The 18,892-nt window shown below is 66.0% G+C and carries 18 protein-coding genes; 5 read left to right on the forward strand and 13 right to left on the reverse strand.

Annotated elements, in window-relative coordinates; translation table 11 throughout:
* Positions 1-18: 18 nt before the first annotated feature.
* A complete protein-coding gene (locus NA5_RS21625) occupies positions 19-519 on the reverse strand; it encodes a winged helix-turn-helix transcriptional regulator (protein WP_062989085.1) in 501 nt (166 codons plus the stop codon).
* A gap of 77 nt (positions 520-596) precedes the next feature.
* Between NA5_RS21625 and NA5_RS21630 the strand changes: the two genes are divergently transcribed.
* Positions 597-1,040: a nuclear transport factor 2 family protein gene (locus NA5_RS21630; RefSeq protein WP_245672330.1), complete on the forward strand. Its 444-nt coding sequence runs from the start codon at positions 597-599 to the stop codon at positions 1,038-1,040.
* Here the strand turns inward: NA5_RS21630 and NA5_RS21635 are convergent.
* The 7 genes from NA5_RS21635 to NA5_RS21665 form a co-directional block, all read right to left on the reverse strand.
* On the reverse strand, positions 1,008-2,591 hold the full coding sequence (locus NA5_RS21635) for an ABC-F family ATP-binding cassette domain-containing protein (RefSeq protein WP_062988865.1): 1,584 nt from the start codon (positions 2,589-2,591) through the stop codon (positions 1,008-1,010). The genes NA5_RS21630 and NA5_RS21635 overlap by 33 nt on opposite strands.
* 228 nt (positions 2,592-2,819) lie before the next feature.
* Entirely contained in the window at positions 2,820-3,392 is a 573-nt protein-coding gene (locus NA5_RS21640; RefSeq protein ID WP_062988867.1) for an adenine phosphoribosyltransferase, read from the reverse strand.
* Between the two features lie 37 nt (positions 3,393-3,429).
* Positions 3,430-5,133 (reverse strand): ABC transporter substrate-binding protein, encoded by a 1,704-nt coding sequence (locus NA5_RS21645; protein ID WP_062988869.1) that lies wholly within the window; start codon positions 5,131-5,133, stop codon positions 3,430-3,432.
* A gap of 25 nt (positions 5,134-5,158) precedes the next feature.
* Complete coding sequence (gene secF / locus NA5_RS21650) at positions 5,159-6,355, reverse strand: protein translocase subunit SecF (RefSeq protein ID WP_062988871.1); 1,197 nt, start codon at positions 6,353-6,355, stop codon at positions 5,159-5,161.
* Positions 6,352-8,088, reverse strand: a complete 1,737-nt coding sequence (gene secD, locus NA5_RS21655; protein WP_062988873.1) for a protein translocase subunit SecD — start codon at positions 8,086-8,088, stop codon at positions 6,352-6,354. The genes secF and secD overlap by 4 nt, the downstream gene beginning before the upstream one ends.
* A 150-nt stretch (positions 8,089-8,238) precedes the next feature.
* Positions 8,239-8,586 carry a preprotein translocase subunit YajC gene (gene yajC, locus NA5_RS21660; RefSeq protein WP_062988875.1) on the reverse strand — a complete coding sequence of 116 codons (348 nt, stop codon included), beginning with the start codon at positions 8,584-8,586 and terminating at the stop codon, positions 8,239-8,241.
* A 182-nt stretch (positions 8,587-8,768) separates the two neighbouring features.
* Complete coding sequence (locus NA5_RS21665) at positions 8,769-10,259, reverse strand: flavin-containing monooxygenase (protein WP_062988877.1); 1,491 nt, start codon at positions 10,257-10,259, stop codon at positions 8,769-8,771.
* Between the two features lie 97 nt (positions 10,260-10,356).
* Here NA5_RS21665 and NA5_RS21670 point away from each other — a divergent pair, with 97 nt between their 5' ends.
* Both NA5_RS21670 and NA5_RS42875 read left to right on the forward strand, forming a co-directional pair.
* Complete coding sequence (locus tag NA5_RS21670) at positions 10,357-11,007, forward strand: TetR/AcrR family transcriptional regulator (protein WP_245672331.1); 651 nt, start codon at positions 10,357-10,359, stop codon at positions 11,005-11,007.
* A gap of 150 nt (positions 11,008-11,157) precedes the next feature.
* Complete coding sequence (locus NA5_RS42875; protein ID WP_062988879.1) at positions 11,158-11,730, forward strand: DivIVA domain-containing protein; 573 nt, start codon at positions 11,158-11,160, stop codon at positions 11,728-11,730.
* A gap of 95 nt (positions 11,731-11,825) precedes the next feature.
* On the opposite strand, the gene ruvB is transcribed toward NA5_RS42875, so the two are convergent.
* The 4 genes from ruvB to NA5_RS21695 form a co-directional block, all read right to left on the reverse strand.
* Positions 11,826-12,911, reverse strand: a complete 1,086-nt coding sequence (gene ruvB / locus NA5_RS21680; protein WP_062988882.1) for a Holliday junction branch migration DNA helicase RuvB — start codon at positions 12,909-12,911, stop codon at positions 11,826-11,828.
* Between the two features lie 6 nt (positions 12,912-12,917).
* Positions 12,918-13,523, reverse strand: coding sequence for a Holliday junction branch migration protein RuvA (ruvA, locus tag NA5_RS21685; RefSeq protein ID WP_040692392.1), 606 nt, complete (start codon positions 13,521-13,523; stop codon positions 12,918-12,920).
* Entirely contained in the window at positions 13,520-14,089 is a 570-nt protein-coding gene (ruvC, locus tag NA5_RS21690; protein ID WP_062988884.1) for a crossover junction endodeoxyribonuclease RuvC, read from the reverse strand. Before ruvC ends, ruvA begins: the two co-directional genes overlap by 4 nt.
* A 95-nt stretch (positions 14,090-14,184) precedes the next feature.
* Positions 14,185-14,670, reverse strand: coding sequence for an MmpS family transport accessory protein (locus tag NA5_RS21695; RefSeq protein WP_062988886.1), 486 nt, complete (start codon positions 14,668-14,670; stop codon positions 14,185-14,187).
* 177 nt (positions 14,671-14,847) lie between these two features.
* Here NA5_RS21695 and NA5_RS21700 point away from each other — a divergent pair, with 177 nt between their 5' ends.
* Positions 14,848-16,317: an alpha/beta hydrolase gene (locus NA5_RS21700; RefSeq protein WP_157110559.1), complete on the forward strand. Its 1,470-nt coding sequence runs from the start codon at positions 14,848-14,850 to the stop codon at positions 16,315-16,317.
* Between the two features lie 34 nt (positions 16,318-16,351).
* Here the strand turns inward: NA5_RS21700 and NA5_RS21705 are convergent, their stop codons facing one another.
* Positions 16,352-17,347 carry a GlxA family transcriptional regulator gene (locus NA5_RS21705; RefSeq protein WP_062988887.1) on the reverse strand — a complete coding sequence of 332 codons (996 nt, stop codon included), beginning with the start codon at positions 17,345-17,347 and terminating at the stop codon, positions 16,352-16,354.
* A gap of 70 nt (positions 17,348-17,417) precedes the next feature.
* Here NA5_RS21705 and NA5_RS21710 point away from each other — a divergent pair, with 70 nt between their 5' ends.
* A complete protein-coding gene (locus NA5_RS21710; protein WP_062989093.1) occupies positions 17,418-18,368 on the forward strand; it encodes an NADP-dependent oxidoreductase in 951 nt (316 codons plus the stop codon).
* The last annotated feature ends 524 nt before the right edge of the window (positions 18,369-18,892 follow it).

An 18,892-nucleotide genomic window follows, 5' to 3' on the forward strand; every position in this document is an offset into this window, starting at 1 on the left:
TTGCGTTCCCCGACGAACCTACGGTGCCGGTTCCAGATGATCGCCGATCAACATGGTTCCCGCTCCGCGTCGCGCGCCGGGACCGTGCCGCCAGTACACGTTGTCGGCGGTGAGCGGCACGCCGCATTCGCGGCAGACCACCACCCCCGACGTCGGATGTCCGCATTCGCGATGCACGACAAGCGCGGGTGGCCCCGCGGGCCCGGCGAGCCATTTATCGCCCCACGCGATGAGCATCGTGAGCACCGGATACAAGTCGCGCCCCGGTTCGGTGAGCACATATTCGTGGCGCACCGGATTCGTCTGATAGGCCTTGGCCTCGACGATCCCGTACTGCCGCAACACATCCAGACGCGCGGTCAGGACATTGGTGGCGATGCCCAGATCGCGGCGAATGTCCTCGAACCGGTTCACTCCGACGAACAGGTCGCGCAGGATCAGCGGCGTCCACCGCTCCCCGACCACGTCGAGGGTTCGCGCGATCGAGCACACAATGTCGGACATGGCAGCTTTGGGCACCCACCCATGGTAGTCCATTGCTTTTTGCAAGCGACTCCGATACGTTGCGAACCGTCGAAAAGACCGAACGTGAAGGGGTGATCGAGACGATGCCGGATACTGTGGCGCGGTTTCGCGAGGCGACCGAGGCCAACGATTTCGATGCGCTGATGACAACCCTTGCCCCCGATGCCGAGCTGACATCCCCGGTCTCGGGCAAGCTGGTCTTCCGAGGTCACGACGATCTGCGCATTCTGCTGACCGCGGCGTACGGCAGCCTCGACCGACTGCGCTGGACCGAGCATATCGGCGACGGCACGCGCCGAGTTCTGCTCGCCGAGGCCGCCGTCGGACCATTCCGGATGACCGAGGCCATGATCCTCGAATTGGCCGCCAACGGCCGCATCCGCCGCCTCGAACCGCACCTGCGGCCCTGGCTCCCACTGACGCTGTTGGCCGTGAAGCTCGGGCCGCGCCTGCTTCGTCATCCGGGGGTCATGCGGCGCGCACTATCGCGTTTCGACCAGCCCGTCGCCGGTTAGTTCGAGACGCCTGGTCACCCCGATATCGTCGAGGAAACGGGGGTCGTGGCTGACGACGATCAGTGCGCCCTCGAAGTTGGCCAGCGCCTGGGTCAGGTGATCGAGGCTGGGCAGGTCGAGATTATTGGTCGGCTCGTCCAGCAGCAGGAGCTTCGGGGCCGGATCGGCGAGCAGGAGCATGGCCAGGGCCGCGCGCAGCCGTTCACCGCCGGACAGGGCCGCCGCCGCGACATCGGCATCGCTGCCCCGGAACAGGAAGCGGGCCAGTTGGGCTCGGATCTGTTCGGCGGCCGCGTGCGGTGCGGTCGCGGCGACATTCTCGAACACGGTGCGCTGCTCGTCGAAGATGTCCAGGCGCTGCGGCAGTACTCGCCACGGCACCTGCGGCGGTTCGGCGGCGATGCGGTGCAGCAGAGTGGTCTTGCCCGCGCCGTTGCGGCCGGTCACCGCTATCCGCTCCGGGCCGGAGATCCGCAATGTCACGGTCGGACCGCAGGCCAGTTCGATCTCGTCGAGATCGATGACATCCTGGCCCGGGTAGAGCCCGGTGTCCGGTAGTTCGATCCGGATCCGGCGGTCGTCGCGCAAGAGATCCTCGGCCTGCTGCAGCTGTTCCTTCGCGGTGTCCAGCTTTTCGATGTGGTTATTGCGCAACTTGCCCGCCGACACCTGCGCTGCCCGCTTGCGTGCCCCCATGACGATCTTCGGTTCGCGCTTGTTCTCGAACATCTTCTGCCCGTAGCGCGCTCGGCGATCGAGTTTGATCCTGGTCTCGACCAGTTCGCGCGCCTGTTTGCGAACGTCGCTGCGCGCGTCCCGGATCGCGGCGCGTGCCACCTCCTGTTCGGCTTCGATGATTCGCTCGTATTCGCTGAAATTGCCACCGAACAAACGCAATTCACCCTGGCGCAGTTCGGCGATGGTGGACATTCGTTCCAGCAGCTCGCGGTCGTGGCTGACGGTGAGGACGGTGCCGGAGAACTGGGCGATGACCTCGTAGAGACGTTGGCGGGCAACGTGATCCAGATTGTTGGTCGGCTCGTCGAGCAACAGCACGTCCGGATCGCGCAGCAGCTCGGCGACCAGGCCGAGCAGCACGGTCTCGCCGCCGGAAAGGGTTTCGAGGCGGCGGTCCAGCTGTTCGGTCGAGTCGGCGAGGTAGTGCAGCCCCAGTCGACCCAGCAGCGCGATGGCACTCTCCTCGACATCCCACTGCGCACCGACGATATCGAAATCGGACTCCTCGCCGATACCGGATTCGATGCGGTGCAGTGCCTTTCGCGTTTCGGCAATGCCGAGTACCGCGTCGACGCGCTGACCGTCGCCGAGACCGAGATCCTGGCGCAGATAGCCCAGCCGCCCGGTGACCGTGATCGAACCGCGCGCCGGTGTCAGCTCACCCACGATCAGCCGCAGCAGGGTGGACTTGCCCGCGCCGTTGCCGCCGACCAGGCCGAGGTGGCCCGGGCCGAGCACCGCGTCCAGACCGTCGAAGACGGGGGTGCCGTCGGGCCAGGAGAAAGTGAGATCGGAAAGAGACAGATTGGTCATGTGGACCCCAGAGGTTGCGCGGGAATGCGGCGCACAGGATGTGGGCCGCCCGTGTGGCTACCTCATGAGAGCAACGACATGACTCCGATCAACGGGGATAAGACCCGTCTAGATTAACCACATCCGCGGCTGTCGTGCCACTGATATTCCGATCACATGTTCTGTCCGTCGCAGAGGCGACCGAGCAATCCACCTCGACTACCCGGCTCGCCCCCGCTGACGAGCGACCTAGACTCGCACCACCGAGCTCAACGGGTAATCGCCTTGGCGCTCACGGCCATTGAGGAAACCCAACTCCAGAACGACCGCGGCCGCGACGATCTCGGCACCGGCGGTCTGGAACAGATCCGCGGCGGCGGCCAACGTGCCGCCCGTGGCCAGCACATCGTCGAGCAGCAGAATGCGCCGACCCTTAAGGTCGACCCCGTCGGCGGGAATCTCCAGCGATGCGGTGCCATATTCGAGGCTGTACTCACGCGAGATGACCGGGGGCGGCAACTTCCCGGCCTTGCGCACCGCCATGACACCTGTGCCCAGCGTCGCGGCAACGCCCGCTGCGATGATGAAACCGCGAGCGTCGACGCCCGCAACCAGGTCGGCATCGGGCGCACACGCCGCGAGGCAGTCGATGACGGCCCGGAAACCCTCCGGATCGGCGAAAACCGGCGTGAGATCGGCGAAGCGAATGCCGGGAGAGGGGAAATCGTCGCGCCAGCGGGTCAGACGTTCGACCAGTTCGGCCGCCTTACCTGTCCGCTCGGCTAGGACGTCGTCCGATTCCACCGCCGCATGCTTGCTCATCGACACCTCTCCATGGTTACTCACCCACCAACACCTGTCACCGCTTCAACACCCAGCGGTCCATGTTCCAGCCGGTACCCGCCTGGGTCGGCCCGGCTATGCCGTTGCGCAAACCGTCGCCGAACGCGATGGTGCGGGGCGTGACGAACAACGGAATGCTCGGCATCTCCGCCCACAGCAGGTTCTCGGCTTCGGTGCGCAGATTCAGCGTTGCGGTCGAGTTGTCGTCGCCCGCAAGCTGATCGGTGATCGAATCGTAGCGGCCGTTACCGAAGCGACCGAAATTGAGCCCGCTACCGGTGCGCAACGCACTGGTAGCGACAACACCGGTCTCGGATCCGGCCGGACCAGGGGCCGATCCGGTGCTGCCCAGGACGGCATCGACTTTGCCCTCGGTGAGCTGGGACGGCGTGAAATCGGCGGATCCGGCATCCACCACATTGATACCTGCCGGTTTGCACGCGTCCGCGATCATCTGCACGGTCTGCGTGCGCCGATCGTCCGGCTGTACATATCCGATCCGAATGGTCGGCTTGGCCGCACCGGCGGCAGCCGCCGCGGTCGCATCACCGCCGCGGTACTTGTCGGCAGCGCCGATGACGTTCGGATAGTAGAGCGAATCCTGCTGTGTGATACGAGAATTCAGCACCGCGGTGCCGAGTCCGGTCTTCGGTGCGTCCTTGGCCTTGCCGAGTTTGTCGAACAGGTCCTGACGCGGCACACAAAATGCGAAACCGCGCCGCGCGTCGGCCGAGGCGAAGACACCCGAAGTACCCAGCACCAACTGTTCGGCACCGCGCCCCGGCACGGTCCGCACCGAAAACCCGCCGAGATTGATGTCTTTCACCGATCCGGCGCCGATATCGACGACCCCGACCGCATTCTCGCCCACCTTCTCCTTCAGATCGGCGGTCTTCGGATACACCACGATTCGCCCGGTCTCGGGCTTATTGCCCCACCAGCGCTCATTGGCCACCAGCACCAGACCGTCCTTGGCGGAGTAGGAATCGATCCGATACGGGCCCGATGACGGGAACCGCGAAAGATCCACCTTGTCCGTGCCGATCGTCCACCCGTTGTTCCAGAAGTCGGCGATCCGCTGCAGCGACGCCTGATCACCGGACTGCACGGCCGTCACCACATTCGGCACATTCGCCACCCGAGCCGCCACATGCGCGGGCATCAGCTCCCCCGTGGTGAAAAGATTGCGCCACGGCAGGTAGTGGTGGTCCGCGCGGAACACGACGGTGGCGTCCTTGGAGCCGGGCTGACAGTCCACCCGCTCGATATCGGCGTATCCGGCGGTGCTCGCGGCATCGAAGAGCGGAACCTGGCCGCGATCACCGGGTTTGGTGTAGCGGCCACTGCGCGCGGCCCAGGCCAGCACCAGATCGTCACATGAGGTCGGCACCCCGTCGGAGTACACCCCGTCCGCATTGAGCCGGTACTGCACCGTCTGCGCCTCGCCCGGCACCTCTTTTGCGGTGCCGACATCGGTGTCCGCGACCTGCTGACCGTCGGGTCCGGTGTAGAAGAACCCGGTCAGCACCCGCGCGAACACCGCGGCCGAGCCGCTGCTCGCACCGAGCGTGGTGCCGCCGTTGTAGCTGGCGATCACCGCGTCGACGGCATAGCCGATGGAGGGCACCTGGTTCTGACTGGAGCATCCGACCACCACCGTGGCGGCCACGGTGCCCGCAGCCACCGCTCCGATCAGACGTGACGCTAGCGACTGCTTCATCTATGCAAACCCCTGCCGTCGGCTGTCAGTGCCTGCGCTTGTTCCGCTTTCCGCTCGGCCGGGCACCCGGACGCGGAGTCTGCCCGGGTTCGCGCACGGGGCGCGCGCCCAGCTCCCGGCCGGTCGCCGCGTATGCGCGCCGCTCCGCTTCGGCGCCCGCCCGCGCCGATGCCAGTCCGGCCCGCTTATTGAGCACCTTCTTGGTGTGTGCCGCGACCGGACCCCACCGCTCCTTGATCGACACCAGCAGCGGCACCGCGAAGAAGATCGACGAATACGCGCCGACGATCATGCCGACCAGCTGCACCAGCGCGAGATCCTTGAGCGTGCCGACACCGAGCAGCCACACCGCGATCACCAACATGCCGACAATCGGCAGGATGCCGATGACCGTGGTGTTGATCGAACGCATCAGGGTTTGGTTGGCCGCGAGATTCGCCTGTTCGGCATAGGTGCGCCGGGACGTATTGACCACACCGCGGGTGTTCTCCTCGACCTTGTCGAAGACGACGACATTGTCGTAGAGCACGTAACCGAGGATGGTCAACAGGCCGATCACCGCCGCGGGCGTCACCTCGAAACCGACCAGTGAGTAGATGCCCGCCGTGACGATCATGTTGAAGAACAACGAGGCGATCGCCGCGATCGACATATCCCGTTCGAAGCGGATCGCGATATAGACCATGGTGAGCGCGATGAACACGACCAGCGCGATCAACGCCTTCTTGGTGATCTGGCTACCCCAGGTCTCGCTGATCTCGGCGATGCTGATCGCATTGCGAGAAACGTTGCCGTCCTTGTCCTTCGGCTGGAAGGCGTTGAACAGCGCGGTCTGCAGCGCGTCGGTCTGGGTGGCGCTCAGCGTGTCCGAGCGGACCTGGATGGTCTCCGCGGAGCCGGATCCCACCTTCTGCACCGTCACCGGCGCGTGGCCGATGGTCTGGGAATAGATGTCCTCGACCTTCTGCGTGGTGGCCGTTCCCGCCGCGGGCAACTGGATGCGCGATCCGCCCGCGAAGTCGATGCCGAGGGTGAATCCGCGGATTCCGATGCTCAGCAACGAGATCAGCACGAAGGCCGCGGTCAGCGCGTAGTAGAAACGCCGCCGACTGACGATCTTGAATCCGCCGGTACCGGTGTACAGGCGCTCGAAAACGCTGTGCTTGGGCGTCTGGAGATCGTTCACCTCGTCGGCGAACGGCTCCAGGGTCGAGTTCGTCATCGTGCCGTCTCCTTAACCAGCGCCTCGCCTGCCCTGCGCTCCCTGGCCACTTCCTGAATCGCACCGAGCCCGTTGACCGAGGGTTTCGCCCAGAACGAGGAGCGCGAGGCCAACATCATCAGCGGCGCGGTCACCAGGTACAGCACGATCACGTCGAGGACGGTGGTGATACCGAGGGTGAACGCGAAGCCCTTCACCTGACCGGCGGCCAGGATGTAGAGCACCACCGAGGCGATGAGGCTGACGGTCTTACCGGAGAGGTTGGTGCGCTGGGCCCGCTGCCAGCCGCGCGGCACCGCCGAACGGAAGCTGCGACCCTCGCGCATTTCATCCTTGATGCGTTCGAAGAACACCACGAAGGAGTCGGCGGTCAGACCGATACCGATGATCAGACCGGCGATACCGGCCAGGTCCAGGGTGAATCCGATCCACCGGCCGAGCAGCACGATGATGCCGTATACCGCGACACCCGAGGCGATCAGCGAGAATCCGGCGAGGAAGCCGAGCATCCGGTAGTAGAGCAGGCAGTACAGCAGCACCACCGCGAGACCGATCGCACCCGCGAGCAGACCCGCGCGCAGCGAGGACAGACCGAGGGTCGCCGAAACCGTCTCGGCCTCGGAGGTCTGGAACGACAGCGGCAGCGAACCGTACTTCAGGGTGTTCGCGAGTTCCTTGGCGGTGGCCGCGGTGAAGCTACCGGAGATGGTGGTGCGACCGCCCTGCTGCGGACCCGACTGCACGACCGGCGCGCTGACCACCTTCGAGTCGAGTACGAATGCGACCCGCTTGTTGATGTATTCACCGGTCAGCGCGGCCCAGGCATCGCTACCACCGGATTTGAATTCGAGGTTCACCTCGTGGCGCGCCTGCTGCTGATTGAGCCCGGACGTGGCGTCCTTGATCTCCTGGCCGTCGATGCGGCTCTTGTCCAGCAGCAAGATTTCCTTGCCGTCGGTGGAGCAGGTGACCAGCGGCAGATTCGGATCGTCGTTACCGGCGAGCGGATCGGCCTTATTGCAGTCCATCGCGGCCATCGCGGCCTGCTGCACCGTGGCATCGGTGCTCTGCCTGGTCGCCTTGGCGTCCGCGATCTCCTTCTTCGCCTGTTCCTGCGGCGTCAGACCGCCGGGCGGGGCGGGCGGCGAGGTCGGGGCCTGCGCGGGGAACACACGCGGCTGCGGGGTCGATTCCGCCGCGGGTGCGGACTCCGTGGTCGGCGCCGACTCGGTGGTTGGCGCGGGCTGGGTCGGCACGGTGCCGTCGGGGTTGAGCTGGGTGGTGTCCGGGACCGTGCCCGGCGTCGCCGTCCCCGCGGTACCCGGGGTCTGTGCCGATGCCTTGCCGCCGACCGCGGGCACCGCGGAAAGCACCGGACGGATGTAGAGCTTGGCGGTCGTCGCCAGCGCCTTGGCCTGGCCGCCGTCGTCACCGGGAACCGTGATCACCAGATTGTCGCCGTCGATGACGACTTCGGAGCCGGAGACACCGAGCCCGTTGACGCGGTTCTCGATGATCGTCTGCGCCCGGCGCAGGCTGTCCTGGCTCGGCTTGCTGCCATCGGGGGTGCGGGCAGTCAAGGTGACGCGGGTACCACCCTGCAGGTCGATGCCCAGTTTGGGGGTCGGGGAATGATCACCGGCGAAGAACACCAGCGCATAGATCACGGCCAGCAGCACGGCGTAGACGCCGAGCAACCGGAGCGGATGCGCCGATCCCTGGGAAGGTGGCACAGTTCGTCATCTCCTAGGCGGAAGTCGAGGGTGGAACAGGCGGGCGCGCACGGCCGGGCACCCGAACGGATGGCCCGCGGCGATCTGTGGCACGCGGGCGGGCCCTTCCGAGCGACCGGCAAGCAATCGCTTCGGGAGCCGGTAAACCGATCAGTCCTTGGTCAGCCGGGTCTCGGTCTGCTCCGCGGACTCCTCGACGGGACCGGCCTCGGCCTCGTCGGTCACGGTCTCATCCGTGGTCTCGTCCTCGGCGCGCACATCGCGGATGGCCTGACGCAACCACGTGGTGATGACGTCCTCGGCGATCTCGAGATCGACCGTGGTGTCGTCGAGATCGACCACGGTTCCGTACAGACCCGACGTGGTGGTGACCTGATCGCCGACCTTCAGGCTTTCCTGCATGGACGTGACCTTTTCGGCCTCGCGCTTCTGACGGCGCACACCGAGGAACATGGGCACGAGCAGGGCTACCAGTAGGAGCGGAAACAGAAGTTCCATCGTCGAAGTCAGTCCCTAGTCTGTGGGTGGGAATGGGCTATTACCCCAACAGTCTGCCAGCTCATGTCGTCACCACCACACCGGCACACCCTTGACGTCCCGGAATCCGGATTTCGAGCCCATCCTGAACCGCACGCAACCCCGCGACCGGGCGCCGGTCGCGGGGCTGCGCAACGCGCGGCCTAGGCGGTCTTGCCGTAGGTGTAGTCGTCGAGCGGGAAGCTGACCGCCTCGCGGTGGGCATTGACGGTGCTGGTCGGGCGCAGTAGCGCGGCCTCGCCGTGCTGGTTGAAGTAGTAGCTGCGCGCGGTCGCGCAGTCGCCGCCGTAGAACACCGAGGAGCCCAACTTCTCTGTGACGCGGTCCAGGAACCGGGTATTGGCCTGCTCGGTCACCTCGAAGGTCGTCTCACCACGCCGGAACATTTCACCGAGCAACCGGCCCATATGCTTCATCTGGGCTTCGATGGTGGTGAAGTAGGACAGGCCGCTGTAGGAGTACGGACTGTTGAGGCTGAGGAAGTTCGGGAACTTCGGCACGGTGATGCCCTCGTAGGCCTGGAAACGGTTGTCGCGCCAGAACTTTCCGAGGTTGACGCCGTCGCGGCCGATGATCTCGATGGCCGGGAAGTTCACATCCCAGAGGTTGAAGCCGGTGGCCAGGACCAGCGTATCGATCTCGGTCTTGTGCCCGTCGGCGGTGACGATGCCGTCGGGCTCGATGTGATCGATCGAGTTGGTCTCCAGCCGGACATTGGGCTGGTTGAACGTCTTGAAGTACTGATTGGAGAAGGTGGGTCGCTTGCAGCCGAAGTCGTAATGCGGGGTGAGTTGCTTGCGAATCTCCTTATCGCGCACCTGCGCCCGCAGATGCGCCTTGGCGAGTACGCCCGCGGCCATATTCAGCGGCTTGGCCTGCTTGAAGTGCAGCACGCCGATCACCATGAGTGCCTCGAGCAGACTGGTGTTGACCAGCCGCGCGGCCTTCTGGGTGACGGGCACCCTGGCGAACAGCTGCTGCACCGGCGCGGGAATCGCGGTGTCGATTTTCGGCACCACCCAGATCGGGGTGCGCTGGAATACGGTGAGTTCCTTGGTCTTCTTCGCGGCTTCGGGTATCAGCTGCACGGCGGTGGCGCCGGTGCCGATGATGGCGGCCTTGCGACCGGTCAGGTCGAAATCGTCCTCCCACGCGGTGGTGTGGATGATCTTGCCCGCGAACGAATCGATGCCGGGAAACGGCGGTGTGTAAGGCTGGGACAGGAAGCCGGTGGCAGTGAGAAGGTAACGGCCGGTGAGGGTTTCACCACCGGCGATGGACACGACCCAGTGCTGGTTCTCCTCGTCCCAGCGGGCGCCGTCCACCACGGTGCCGAAACGCATCCGGCGGCGCAGGCCGTACTTGTCGGCGACGTGGGCGGCGTACTTCTTGAGCTCCTTGCCCGGTGCGAACAGGCGCGTCCAATACGGGTTGGGCTCGAAGGAATACGAGTAGGTCACCGAGGCGATATCGACCGCGAGCCCCGGGTAGTGATTGACATGCCAGGTGCCGCCGAGGTCGTCCTCGCGCTCCAGAATGACGAAATTGCTCAGACCCAGCCGGTCGAGCTCGATACCCGCTCCCATGCCGCCGAATCCCGCACCGACCACGACCGCGTCGTATTGAGGCGCCACGTCGAACCTCCTGCTTCAACATTCCATCGGGAATGTAGGAACCATTCCTCACGGAATGACACATCATTCCGTTTGTGAACACCGTATCATCGGACAGGTGACGAAGCCATCCACGCGTGCGCCCCGCCCAGCGGCCGGAAATGCGATCCAGCGACGCAAGGCCGAACTGCGGCGCGAGATCATCGATACCGCCTTCGTCTGCTTCGCCGAGAAGGGCTATCACGCAACCGGCATCGCCGATATCGCCAACGAATTGGGCATCGGGCACGGCACCTTCTACCGGTACTTCAGCAATAAGCGCGAGATCATCGACGTGGTTATCGACGATCTGACCACCCGGATCATCGAGGCGCTCGGCACCGACAACGCACCCGACGCCGCCACCTCCCTTGACGAATATCGCGCCCAGATCGATCGCATCGGCGCCGCGCTGACCCGGATCCTCGTGGACGACCGACGGGTCGCCCAACTGCTGCTGTTCCACGCCACCGGCATCGATGACGAACTCACCACCCGGCTCTACGGTCTGCTCGATATGGCTGACGCGCTCACCGCGGGCTATCTGTCGCACGGCGTCGAACTCGGTTATCTGCGTGCGGATCTCGATACCAAGTACACCGCCAAGGCGGTGACCGGCATGCTGCTCGCGGGCATCGTGCACGGGCTGCGCAATCCGGACGAGACCGCGGTGCGGGAATTGAACGAGGCGATCCGGCGGCTGCTGATCGACGGCGTGCGCAAGGACTGAAATCCGGCAGATCTCCAGCGGCTGCCTGCGCCGATTGCGGCTAGGGTGGGACCCGGATCGACCGGCCAACAGGGGCAACACGTGTTCGGCAGAGACCGCCTGGTTCGAAAAAACCGCATTCGACGCGAGCAGGGCAGCGACCCTGGAACAATGTCGCGGGTGACCCCCGACGACGTGAGCCGAATCCACTTCGCCATGCCACCCGTGGGGCACCGCGGCTACCACGCCGATGAGGTCGACGCATTCCTGGAACTGATCTCGGCGACATTGGCCGGTCATGGGGCGCTGACCGCCGACGATATCCGGCATGTCGCCTTCGACGCCCCGCGCTTCGGCGGCCGCGGCTATCAGGCCGATCAGGTCGACGAATTCCTGGACCGGGTCCGCGTGGAACTGGAATTCCGGCAGCGCGGCTCTCGGCCGGTCCCCGCCGGTGGCAATGGTTCCGGTCCGTCCGCGCTGCTCACCCCCGACGATGTGCACCGCATGCAGTTCACCCAGTCCGCGGTCGGCCGTCGCGGCTACGACACCGAAGAAGTAGACGCTTTCCTGGACCTCGTCGCCGCCACCCTCGCACACGGCGGCCCCGGCAGCCTGACCATTCCCGACGTCCGCGCCGTCCGCTTCACCGAGGCCCGCCTCGGCACCCGCGGCTACGCCCGCGACGAGGTCGACGCCTTCCTCGACCTCGTCGTCACCGCCCTCGAAAACAACCACCGCTGAACCGCGCTCGCCCCACAGAGCGCTCGAGATCAGGTGGAACCCACCCGAGAAGCCACCGCCACCAGTGGCACCTGATCTTGATCCGGCGGCGGGGGTCAGTCGAAGAGGTCGAGGGTTGGGTGGGGTTCGCGGCCGCGGACTTCGATGGAGCCGAAGACGAGATCGGGCGGGGGGATGAGGCCGAGGTGTTCCCAGGCGGCGGCGGTGGCGACGCGGCCGCGCGGGGTGCGGGCCACCATGCCCGCCCGGACGAGGAACGGCTCGCATACCTCTTCGACGGTCGCGGCCTCCTCCCCCACGGCGACCGCGAGAGTCGAAACACCAACGGGCCCACCGCCGAAGCTGCGGACCAGCGCGCCGAGGACCGCACGGTCGAGGCGGTCCAGGCCGAGGGCATCCACGTCGTAGACCTCGAGTGCGACCTGGGCGATGGGACGGGTGATCACGCCGTCGGCGCGAACCTCGGCATAGTCGCGGACGCGGCGCAGCAGGCGGTTGGCGATGCGGGGAGTACCGCGGGAGCGACCCGCGATCTCGGCGGCGGCATCGCGGTCGATGGTGACACCGAGGATATGGGCCGAGCGCTGCAGGATACGCAGGAGTTCGTCGGGATCGTAGAAATCCATATGGCCGGTGAAGCCGAAGCGGTCGCGCAGCGGACCGGTGAGCGCTCCGGAGCGGGTGGTCGCGCCGACCAGCGTGAACGGCGCGATATCCAGCGGAATCGAGGTCGCCCCAGGGCCTTTCCCGACGACCACGTCGACGCGGAAATCCTCCATGGCGAGGTAGAGCATTTCCTCGGCGGGCCGCGCGATCCGGTGGATTTCATCGATGAACAGCACATCGCCGTCGACCAGATTGCTCAGCATCGCGGCGAGATCGCCCGCGCGTTCCAGCGCCGGACCGGACGTAATGCGCAGTGCCGTACCGAGTTCGGCGGCGATGATCATCGCCATACTGGTCTTGCCGAGACCCGGCGGACCGGACAGCAGCACATGGTCCGGAGTGCCGCCGCGCTGTTTGGCACCGCGCAGCACCAGCGCGAGCTGTTCGCGCACGCGCGGCTGGCCGATGAAATCGTCCAGGGACTTCGGGCGCAGACTAGCCTCGATATCACCGTCGGACTTGAGATAGCTTGCGCTGACCTGGGATTCGGCGTCCGGGTCGGAGTCCTGATCCATGACCTCTTACCGATTCTTTCCCAGCGAGCCGAGCGCGGCCCGCAGCGCCTTCGACGTATCGGCGGCGGGATTCTCGGCGAGGACCGCGTCGACCGCGGGTTCGGCCTGTTTGACCGGGAATCCGAGTCCGACCAGCGCCTCGACGACCTGCTCGCGCACCGGCGTGAGCACCGGCGTCGGTGTGCTGCCGGGCGGGCCCGCCTGCACCGGAACGAGATTCACCTTGTCACGCAACTCGACGACCATGCGCTCGGCTCCGCGCTTACCGATGCCGGGCACCCGGGTCAGCGCCGCGACATTGCTCTCCGCCAGCGCCTTGCGCAGCGCCTCGGGCTCGAGCACCGCGAGCACCGCCATGGCCAGCCTGGGACCGACTCCGGATACGGTCTGCAAAAGGCCGAACAGGTCACGGGATTCGGTATCGGCGAATCCGAACAGCGTCATCGAATCCTCGCGCACGATCATCGCCGTGAACAGCCGGGATTCCTCGCCGCGGGTCAGCGTGGACAGCGTCGCCGGGGTGACATTGAGTCGGTAGCCGACGCCCGCCGCCTCGATCACCACATGATCGAGCGCGATCTCGAGCACCTCACCGCGTACCGACGCGATCACCCGCGCACCACCTTCCGTTGTTCGGCAAGCCGCTGTGTATACCGCCGCTGCGCCTCGGCGGCGCGCGCCTCGGCCTCGGCCATCCGCGCCATCAGCGGCGCCCGCCAACAATGACAGATCGCCAGTGCCAGCGCATCGGCCGCATCCGCCGGTTTCGGCGCGACCTGGAGGCCGAGGATACGCGTCACCATCGCGGTCACCTGAGCCTTGTCCGCGGTGCCGTTGCCGGTGACGGCGGCCTTCACTTCACTCGGGGTGTGAAAGGCCACGGGTATTCCCCGACGCGCGGCCGCCAGCGCGATTACTCCGCCCGCCTGGGCGGTGCCCATCGCGGTGCGCACATTGTGCTGGGCGAATACTCGCTCGATCGCGACCGCGTCGGGTTCATGCGTATCCATCCAGTGTTCGGCGACGTCGGCGACGCCCATCAGCCGGTGTGCCAAGTCCATATCCGCGGGCGTGCGCACCACGTCGACGTCGAGCGCCGTCACCTTCCGCCCCAGCCCGCCCTCGACGATGCTGAGGCCGCACCGGGTGAGTCCCGGGTCGACGCCCATCACCCGCACACGATCCCCTCTCGAAGGCACGAACAACTGTTCGAGAGTCTAGTGGACGGGGCAGCTACCGTTCACCAACGACACGGTGGCCGTCCAGGATTCGGCTAGTCGAACAAGTGGTAGCAGCTCACATACGCGTAGGTGCCGGAGTCCGAATCCTCGACGATCACCTTGCCGTCCTGCAGGATTCGGCAGGTCACCGCGCCCCCGCTGGATCCGCTGACCGTCGCCGACACCCGGCCGGTGCGGACGTATCCGGTGACGGTCACCGCCTTCGTCCATGGCAGCGGTGCATCGTTGGCATCGGCGGTATCCAAATCGCCACTGTTATAGGAGATATCGGCGGTGCCGGAGCCGGTGACCTCGTAGGTGATCGAGGTTTCCTTCTTCGACTCCTTATCGATCCGGTAGGCGATGGATCCGAAGACCGCGACGCAGCCGCCGACCGTGAGCACGATCGCCAGGAAGACACCGCCGAGCACCCACGGCCATACCGGCTTGCCCTTGGGCGGCTGCGGCGGATAACCCGGGTAGCCCGGATACCCCTGCCCCGGATAACCCGGGTACTGCGGCGGTGGTTGATAAGTCATGTGCACCCTCCCGAATCCTTGCACGACCGGCTATTGGACCTTACCGGACAAGTCTGTTCGGAGCCCGGTTCACCTGTGCGGTTATCGACCTGCGATCGACCAGCGTTTCAGCGGCGCCCAGGTTCATCGGAGCTAATTCACAGGTTCTCTCGAGGAAGGGTCTCGACAATGCCGTAGGTGCCCGTAGTCCGTGCCCCGCTCGCCGCACCCGCGACTCCTGTGACGCCGCCACCGCCACCGCGGCTGCCTTCGGCGAATCTGAATCCGAACTATCAGAACGGCTTTCACCACGGCATATCGCTGCTGCACGGCTGGCTCCCGGTGACCGTCGAATTGGTCGCGGTGGCCGCGGTGATCGTCGCGATCGGCTGGCGGACCCGGCGTTGGCGGCTAGTGCTGCTGCCGGTCTGCGTGCTGCTCGGCGCGGCGGGTGCGGTGGCCGCATGGGCGTATGTGAACGATCAGGGGCTGGCCTCGGATCCGGCGCCGGTCGAATTGTGGGGCTGTGTCGGCGTCGCGGTCGCGGCGATCGCGGTCGCCGCACTCGGTTGGCGCAGTGCCAGGTGGTGGCGGCGCGGTGTCTCTGTGCTCGCCATCCCGCTGGCACTGTTGAGCACCGGCATCGTGCTCAATCAATGGGTGGGCTACTACCCCACCGTGCAGTCGGCGTGGAATGCGCTGACCGCGGGTCCGCTGCCGAATCAGACCGATATCGATGCGCTGCCCGGACTGCGCAATACCGATGTCGGCACCGGCAAGATCGTGCCGGTGCAAATTCCGGACGCGGCCAGCGGCTTTCCGCATCGAACCGAATACGTGTACCTGCCACCGGCCTGGTTCGCCGGTACGGCGCCGCCGACGCTGCCGGTCGTCATGATGATCGGCGGCGAATTCAATACGCCCGCCGACTGGATCCGCAGCGGCCAGATCATGCCCGAGGTGGATAAGTTCACCGCTGCCAACGGCGGCCGTGCGCCGATCCTCGTCTTCGTCGATTCCAGCGGAAGTTTCAACAATGACACCGAATGCGTGAACGGTCCGCGCGGCGATGCAGCCGATCATCTGACCCGAGATGTGCCCAGTTATCTCGAATCTCGGTTCGGCGCATCGGCGGATCCGGCGAACTGGGCGGTGGTCGGCTGGTCCATGGGCGGCACCTGCGCGGTCGATCTGGCGGTCATGCACCCCGAATTGGTGCGCACCTTCGTCGATATCGCGGGCGATCTGGGCCCCGCCTCGGGCAATAAGGAACAAACGATCCGAAGGCTTTTCGGCGGCGATGCCAACCGCTGGGCCGCCTTCGACCCGCTCACCGTCATGGCCGCGCACGGCCCTTACACCGGCACGGCGGGGCTGTTCGACGATCTCACCCCGCCCAAATCCGGTCCGGGATCCCATGGCGCACATCAGCGAACCACATCCGCCGACGATGACAACGTCGGAATGGGCGGTCACGATGGAGTTTTCGACACCGGTGAGGTCGGCGCGGCCGAAAAGCTGTGCGACGCAGGACATCAAGTCGGCATCGACTGCACCATTCACACCACCCAGGGCGGCCACACCTGGCAATTCGCCTCGGCCGCGTTCACCTCGTCGTTCCCGTGGATCGTCGCGCGCGTCGGTCTCCAGGTGCCCGACGCGACCTGAAACCGATTGCGCGGTCGATGAATCGACCTTCGGCTCAGCCCAGCACTTCGGCCGGTGCTGCGGACTCGGCGCGGAAGGTCCGGCGATAGGCCAGCGGGGATATGCCGATGGAATCGTGCAGGTGCTGGCGCAGTGAGCTGCCGGTGGCGAAGCCGACCTCGCCCGCGATCCGATCCACGGTCATATCGGTCGATTCGAGGAGCTGGCGGGCGCGGAAAACGCGCTGTTGGATGAGCCAGCGGCCCGGGCTCATGCCGACCTCCTCGCGGAAGCGGCGGGTGAAGGTCCGCTTGCTCATTCGGGCCTGGGCGGCGAGATCGTCCATGGTCAAAGGTAATCGGAGATTCTCCAAGGCCCAGTGCCTGGCGGCCGCGGTGCCCGCCGAGGTCGACGGCGGCACCGGCTGTTCGATGTATTGGGCCTGGCCGCCGTCCCGCCACGGTGGCACGACACAGCGCCGCGCCACCGTATTCGCGACCGCACTGCCGTGGTCGCGGCGCACCAGGTGCAGGCAGAGGTCGATTCCGGCCGCCGCGCCCGCCGAGGTGAGCACGTCATCGTCGTCGACGTAGAGGACATCGGTATTCAGTCGCACCCGTGGAAAGGTGCGCCGGAACAGGTCGGCCACATTCCAGTGCGTCGTCGCGGGACGACCGTCGAGCAATCCGGCGGCGGCGGTCACGAATGCCCCGGTGCAGATCGACACGATCCGGGTACCGGGCCGAATACGCGCGAACGCCGCGGCCACCGGGGGCGGCAGTGCGCCACTGAGCGTCATATCGATATCGCAGGCCGGAATGACGACGGTGTCGGCGCTGGCCAGCGCTCGGCTGTCGTGCTGGACGGCAATGGCGAAATCGGATCGGCTCGGCACCGGTGCGCCATCGATCGAGCAGGTGCTCACCTCGTACAGCTCCGCGGCGGTGCCGAAGACCCGGCTCGGGATGCCGAGCTCGAACGGATACACCCCGGCCAAGGCGAGCACGACCACCCGATGTCGCGCCGAATGCCCATTCGAGGTAGCGACCATGGCGCGATCATATCGAATATTGGCAATCGTGCCATTTTCTGGCGCTGCCGCCGACGGCAGGCTGAACGACATGAACGACACCACCATGCGCGCGATCAGCCAAGACGTCATCGGCGGCCCCGAGGTCCTGACCGAAGTCGAATTGCCCATCCCCACGCCCGGCCCCGGCGAAATCCTCATCCGGATGCGAGCAGCCGGTCTCAACCCCACTGATTGGCGGCATCGCGGCGCCTCCGGGCTCTTCCTCGGCGAACCGCCGTTCGTGCTGGGCTGGGATGTATCGGGCGACGTGGTGGCCACAGGTATCGGCGTCACGCTTTTCGAGCCGGGCGACGAGGTCTTCGGCATGCTCCCCTACCCGTATGGACACGGCGCCTTCGCCGAATACGTAGTCGGCCCCGCTCGCGCCTTCGCCCCGAAACCGGTGAACCTGGACCACATTCAGGCCGCGGCGATCCCGCTGGCCGCCCTCACCGCCTGGCAGGCCCTCGTCGATACCGCGAAACTACAAGCCGGACAACGTATCCTGGTCCATGCGGCAGCGGGCGGTGTCGGACACTTCGCCGTTCAGATCGCCAAGACGCGCGGCGCGTACGTCATCGGCACCGCGAGCGCGCCCAACCACGAATTCCTGCGCGAAATCGGCGCGGACGAGACGATCGATTACCGCACAACCGATTTCGCCGCGACGGTCCGCGATATCGATGTCGTGCTGGATTCGATCGATGACGAGAACAGTCTGCGCTCCCTGCGCGCGCTCCGCCCCGGCGGCCTACTGGTCTCGCTTCGCGCCTTCGGGGCGACCGAATTGGGCACCGAGGCGAAGCAATTGGGAGTTCGGGCCGTGCGCATGCTGGTAGAGGACGATCACGCCGGAATGATCGCGCTCGCGGAACTCGCCGAATCCGGGGCGCTGCGCCCGACCGTCGCCGGGGTCTTCCCGCTCGAAGAGGCGGCGAAGGCGCACGCACTCGGCGAAACCGGTCGCACTGTAGGCAAATTGGTGCTCACGGTGCCATGAACGACAGTCAGCTTTTCTTGCCCGTGGCTGATCAGTATGTCGGCGCCCCACCAAGTCAGGCGACCCGCGATCGCCACGTATAGGAAAATCGCGAAGTACACGAGGCTCGCGCCGTAGTCGGCAGCCCAGCCGGGCATCCGATTCACCGTCGCGAATGCGGCGATGAGCAGGATCGGTCCGGTCGCGACCGCGAGCGGGGCGAAGGTGCTGTTCAGGTCGGTTGACTCGCCGGGGTGCTCGTCGGCAAGGGATCGACTCATGTGGCTGGTCTCTTTCCGGGCGGGACAAGTTCTCGGTGCGCAAGGAGCCTGATCGGGCGGCCGCGGCGGTCTGTCGCGGCACTCGATTCGCATATCAGCAATCGAACCGCAATCGTTACACCGCAGATATCGACAGCTGCGATCAGTTGCTCCAAACCCAGAAAACGAGATCAGCTAACTGACGGCAATCGTCAATCGGTCGTATCGGGCTCGGCTGCCGCCACCTCGGGGTTTGCGCCATCGGAATTCCTCCAGGACAACCCC

Origin of the sequence: Nocardia anaemiae NBRC 100462 (genome assembly GCF_001612725.1) — a bacterium.
Lineage (GTDB): Bacteria > Actinomycetota > Actinomycetes > Mycobacteriales > Mycobacteriaceae > Nocardia > Nocardia anaemiae.

What these genes read in the sequence shown, in the direction of transcription:
- NA5_RS21645 (WP_062988869.1), bottom strand. Translation starts at nt 5,133, where the DNA reads ATGAAGCAGTCGCTAGCGTCACGTCTGATCGGAGCGGTGGCTGCGGGC.
- NA5_RS21640 (WP_062988867.1), bottom strand. Translation starts at nt 3,392, where the DNA reads ATGAGCAAGCATGCGGCGGTGGAATCGGACGACGTCCTAGCCGAGCGG.
- NA5_RS21705 (WP_062988887.1), bottom strand. Translation starts at nt 17,347, where the DNA reads ATGGTCGCTACCTCGAATGGGCATTCGGCGCGACATCGGGTGGTCGTG.
- NA5_RS21695 (WP_062988886.1), bottom strand. Translation starts at nt 14,670, where the DNA reads ATGACTTATCAACCACCGCCGCAGTACCCGGGTTATCCGGGGCAGGGG.
- ruvB (WP_062988882.1), bottom strand. Translation starts at nt 12,911, where the DNA reads ATGGATCAGGACTCCGACCCGGACGCCGAATCCCAGGTCAGCGCAAGC.
- secF (WP_062988871.1), bottom strand. Translation starts at nt 6,355, where the DNA reads ATGACGAACTCGACCCTGGAGCCGTTCGCCGACGAGGTGAACGATCTC.
- yajC (WP_062988875.1), bottom strand. Translation starts at nt 8,586, where the DNA reads ATGGAACTTCTGTTTCCGCTCCTACTGGTAGCCCTGCTCGTGCCCATG.
- NA5_RS42875 (WP_062988879.1), top strand. Translation starts at nt 11,158, where the DNA reads ATGTCGCGGGTGACCCCCGACGACGTGAGCCGAATCCACTTCGCCATG.
- NA5_RS21635 (WP_062988865.1), bottom strand. Translation starts at nt 2,591, where the DNA reads ATGACCAATCTGTCTCTTTCCGATCTCACTTTCTCCTGGCCCGACGGC.
- NA5_RS21710 (WP_062989093.1), top strand. Translation starts at nt 17,418, where the DNA reads ATGAACGACACCACCATGCGCGCGATCAGCCAAGACGTCATCGGCGGC.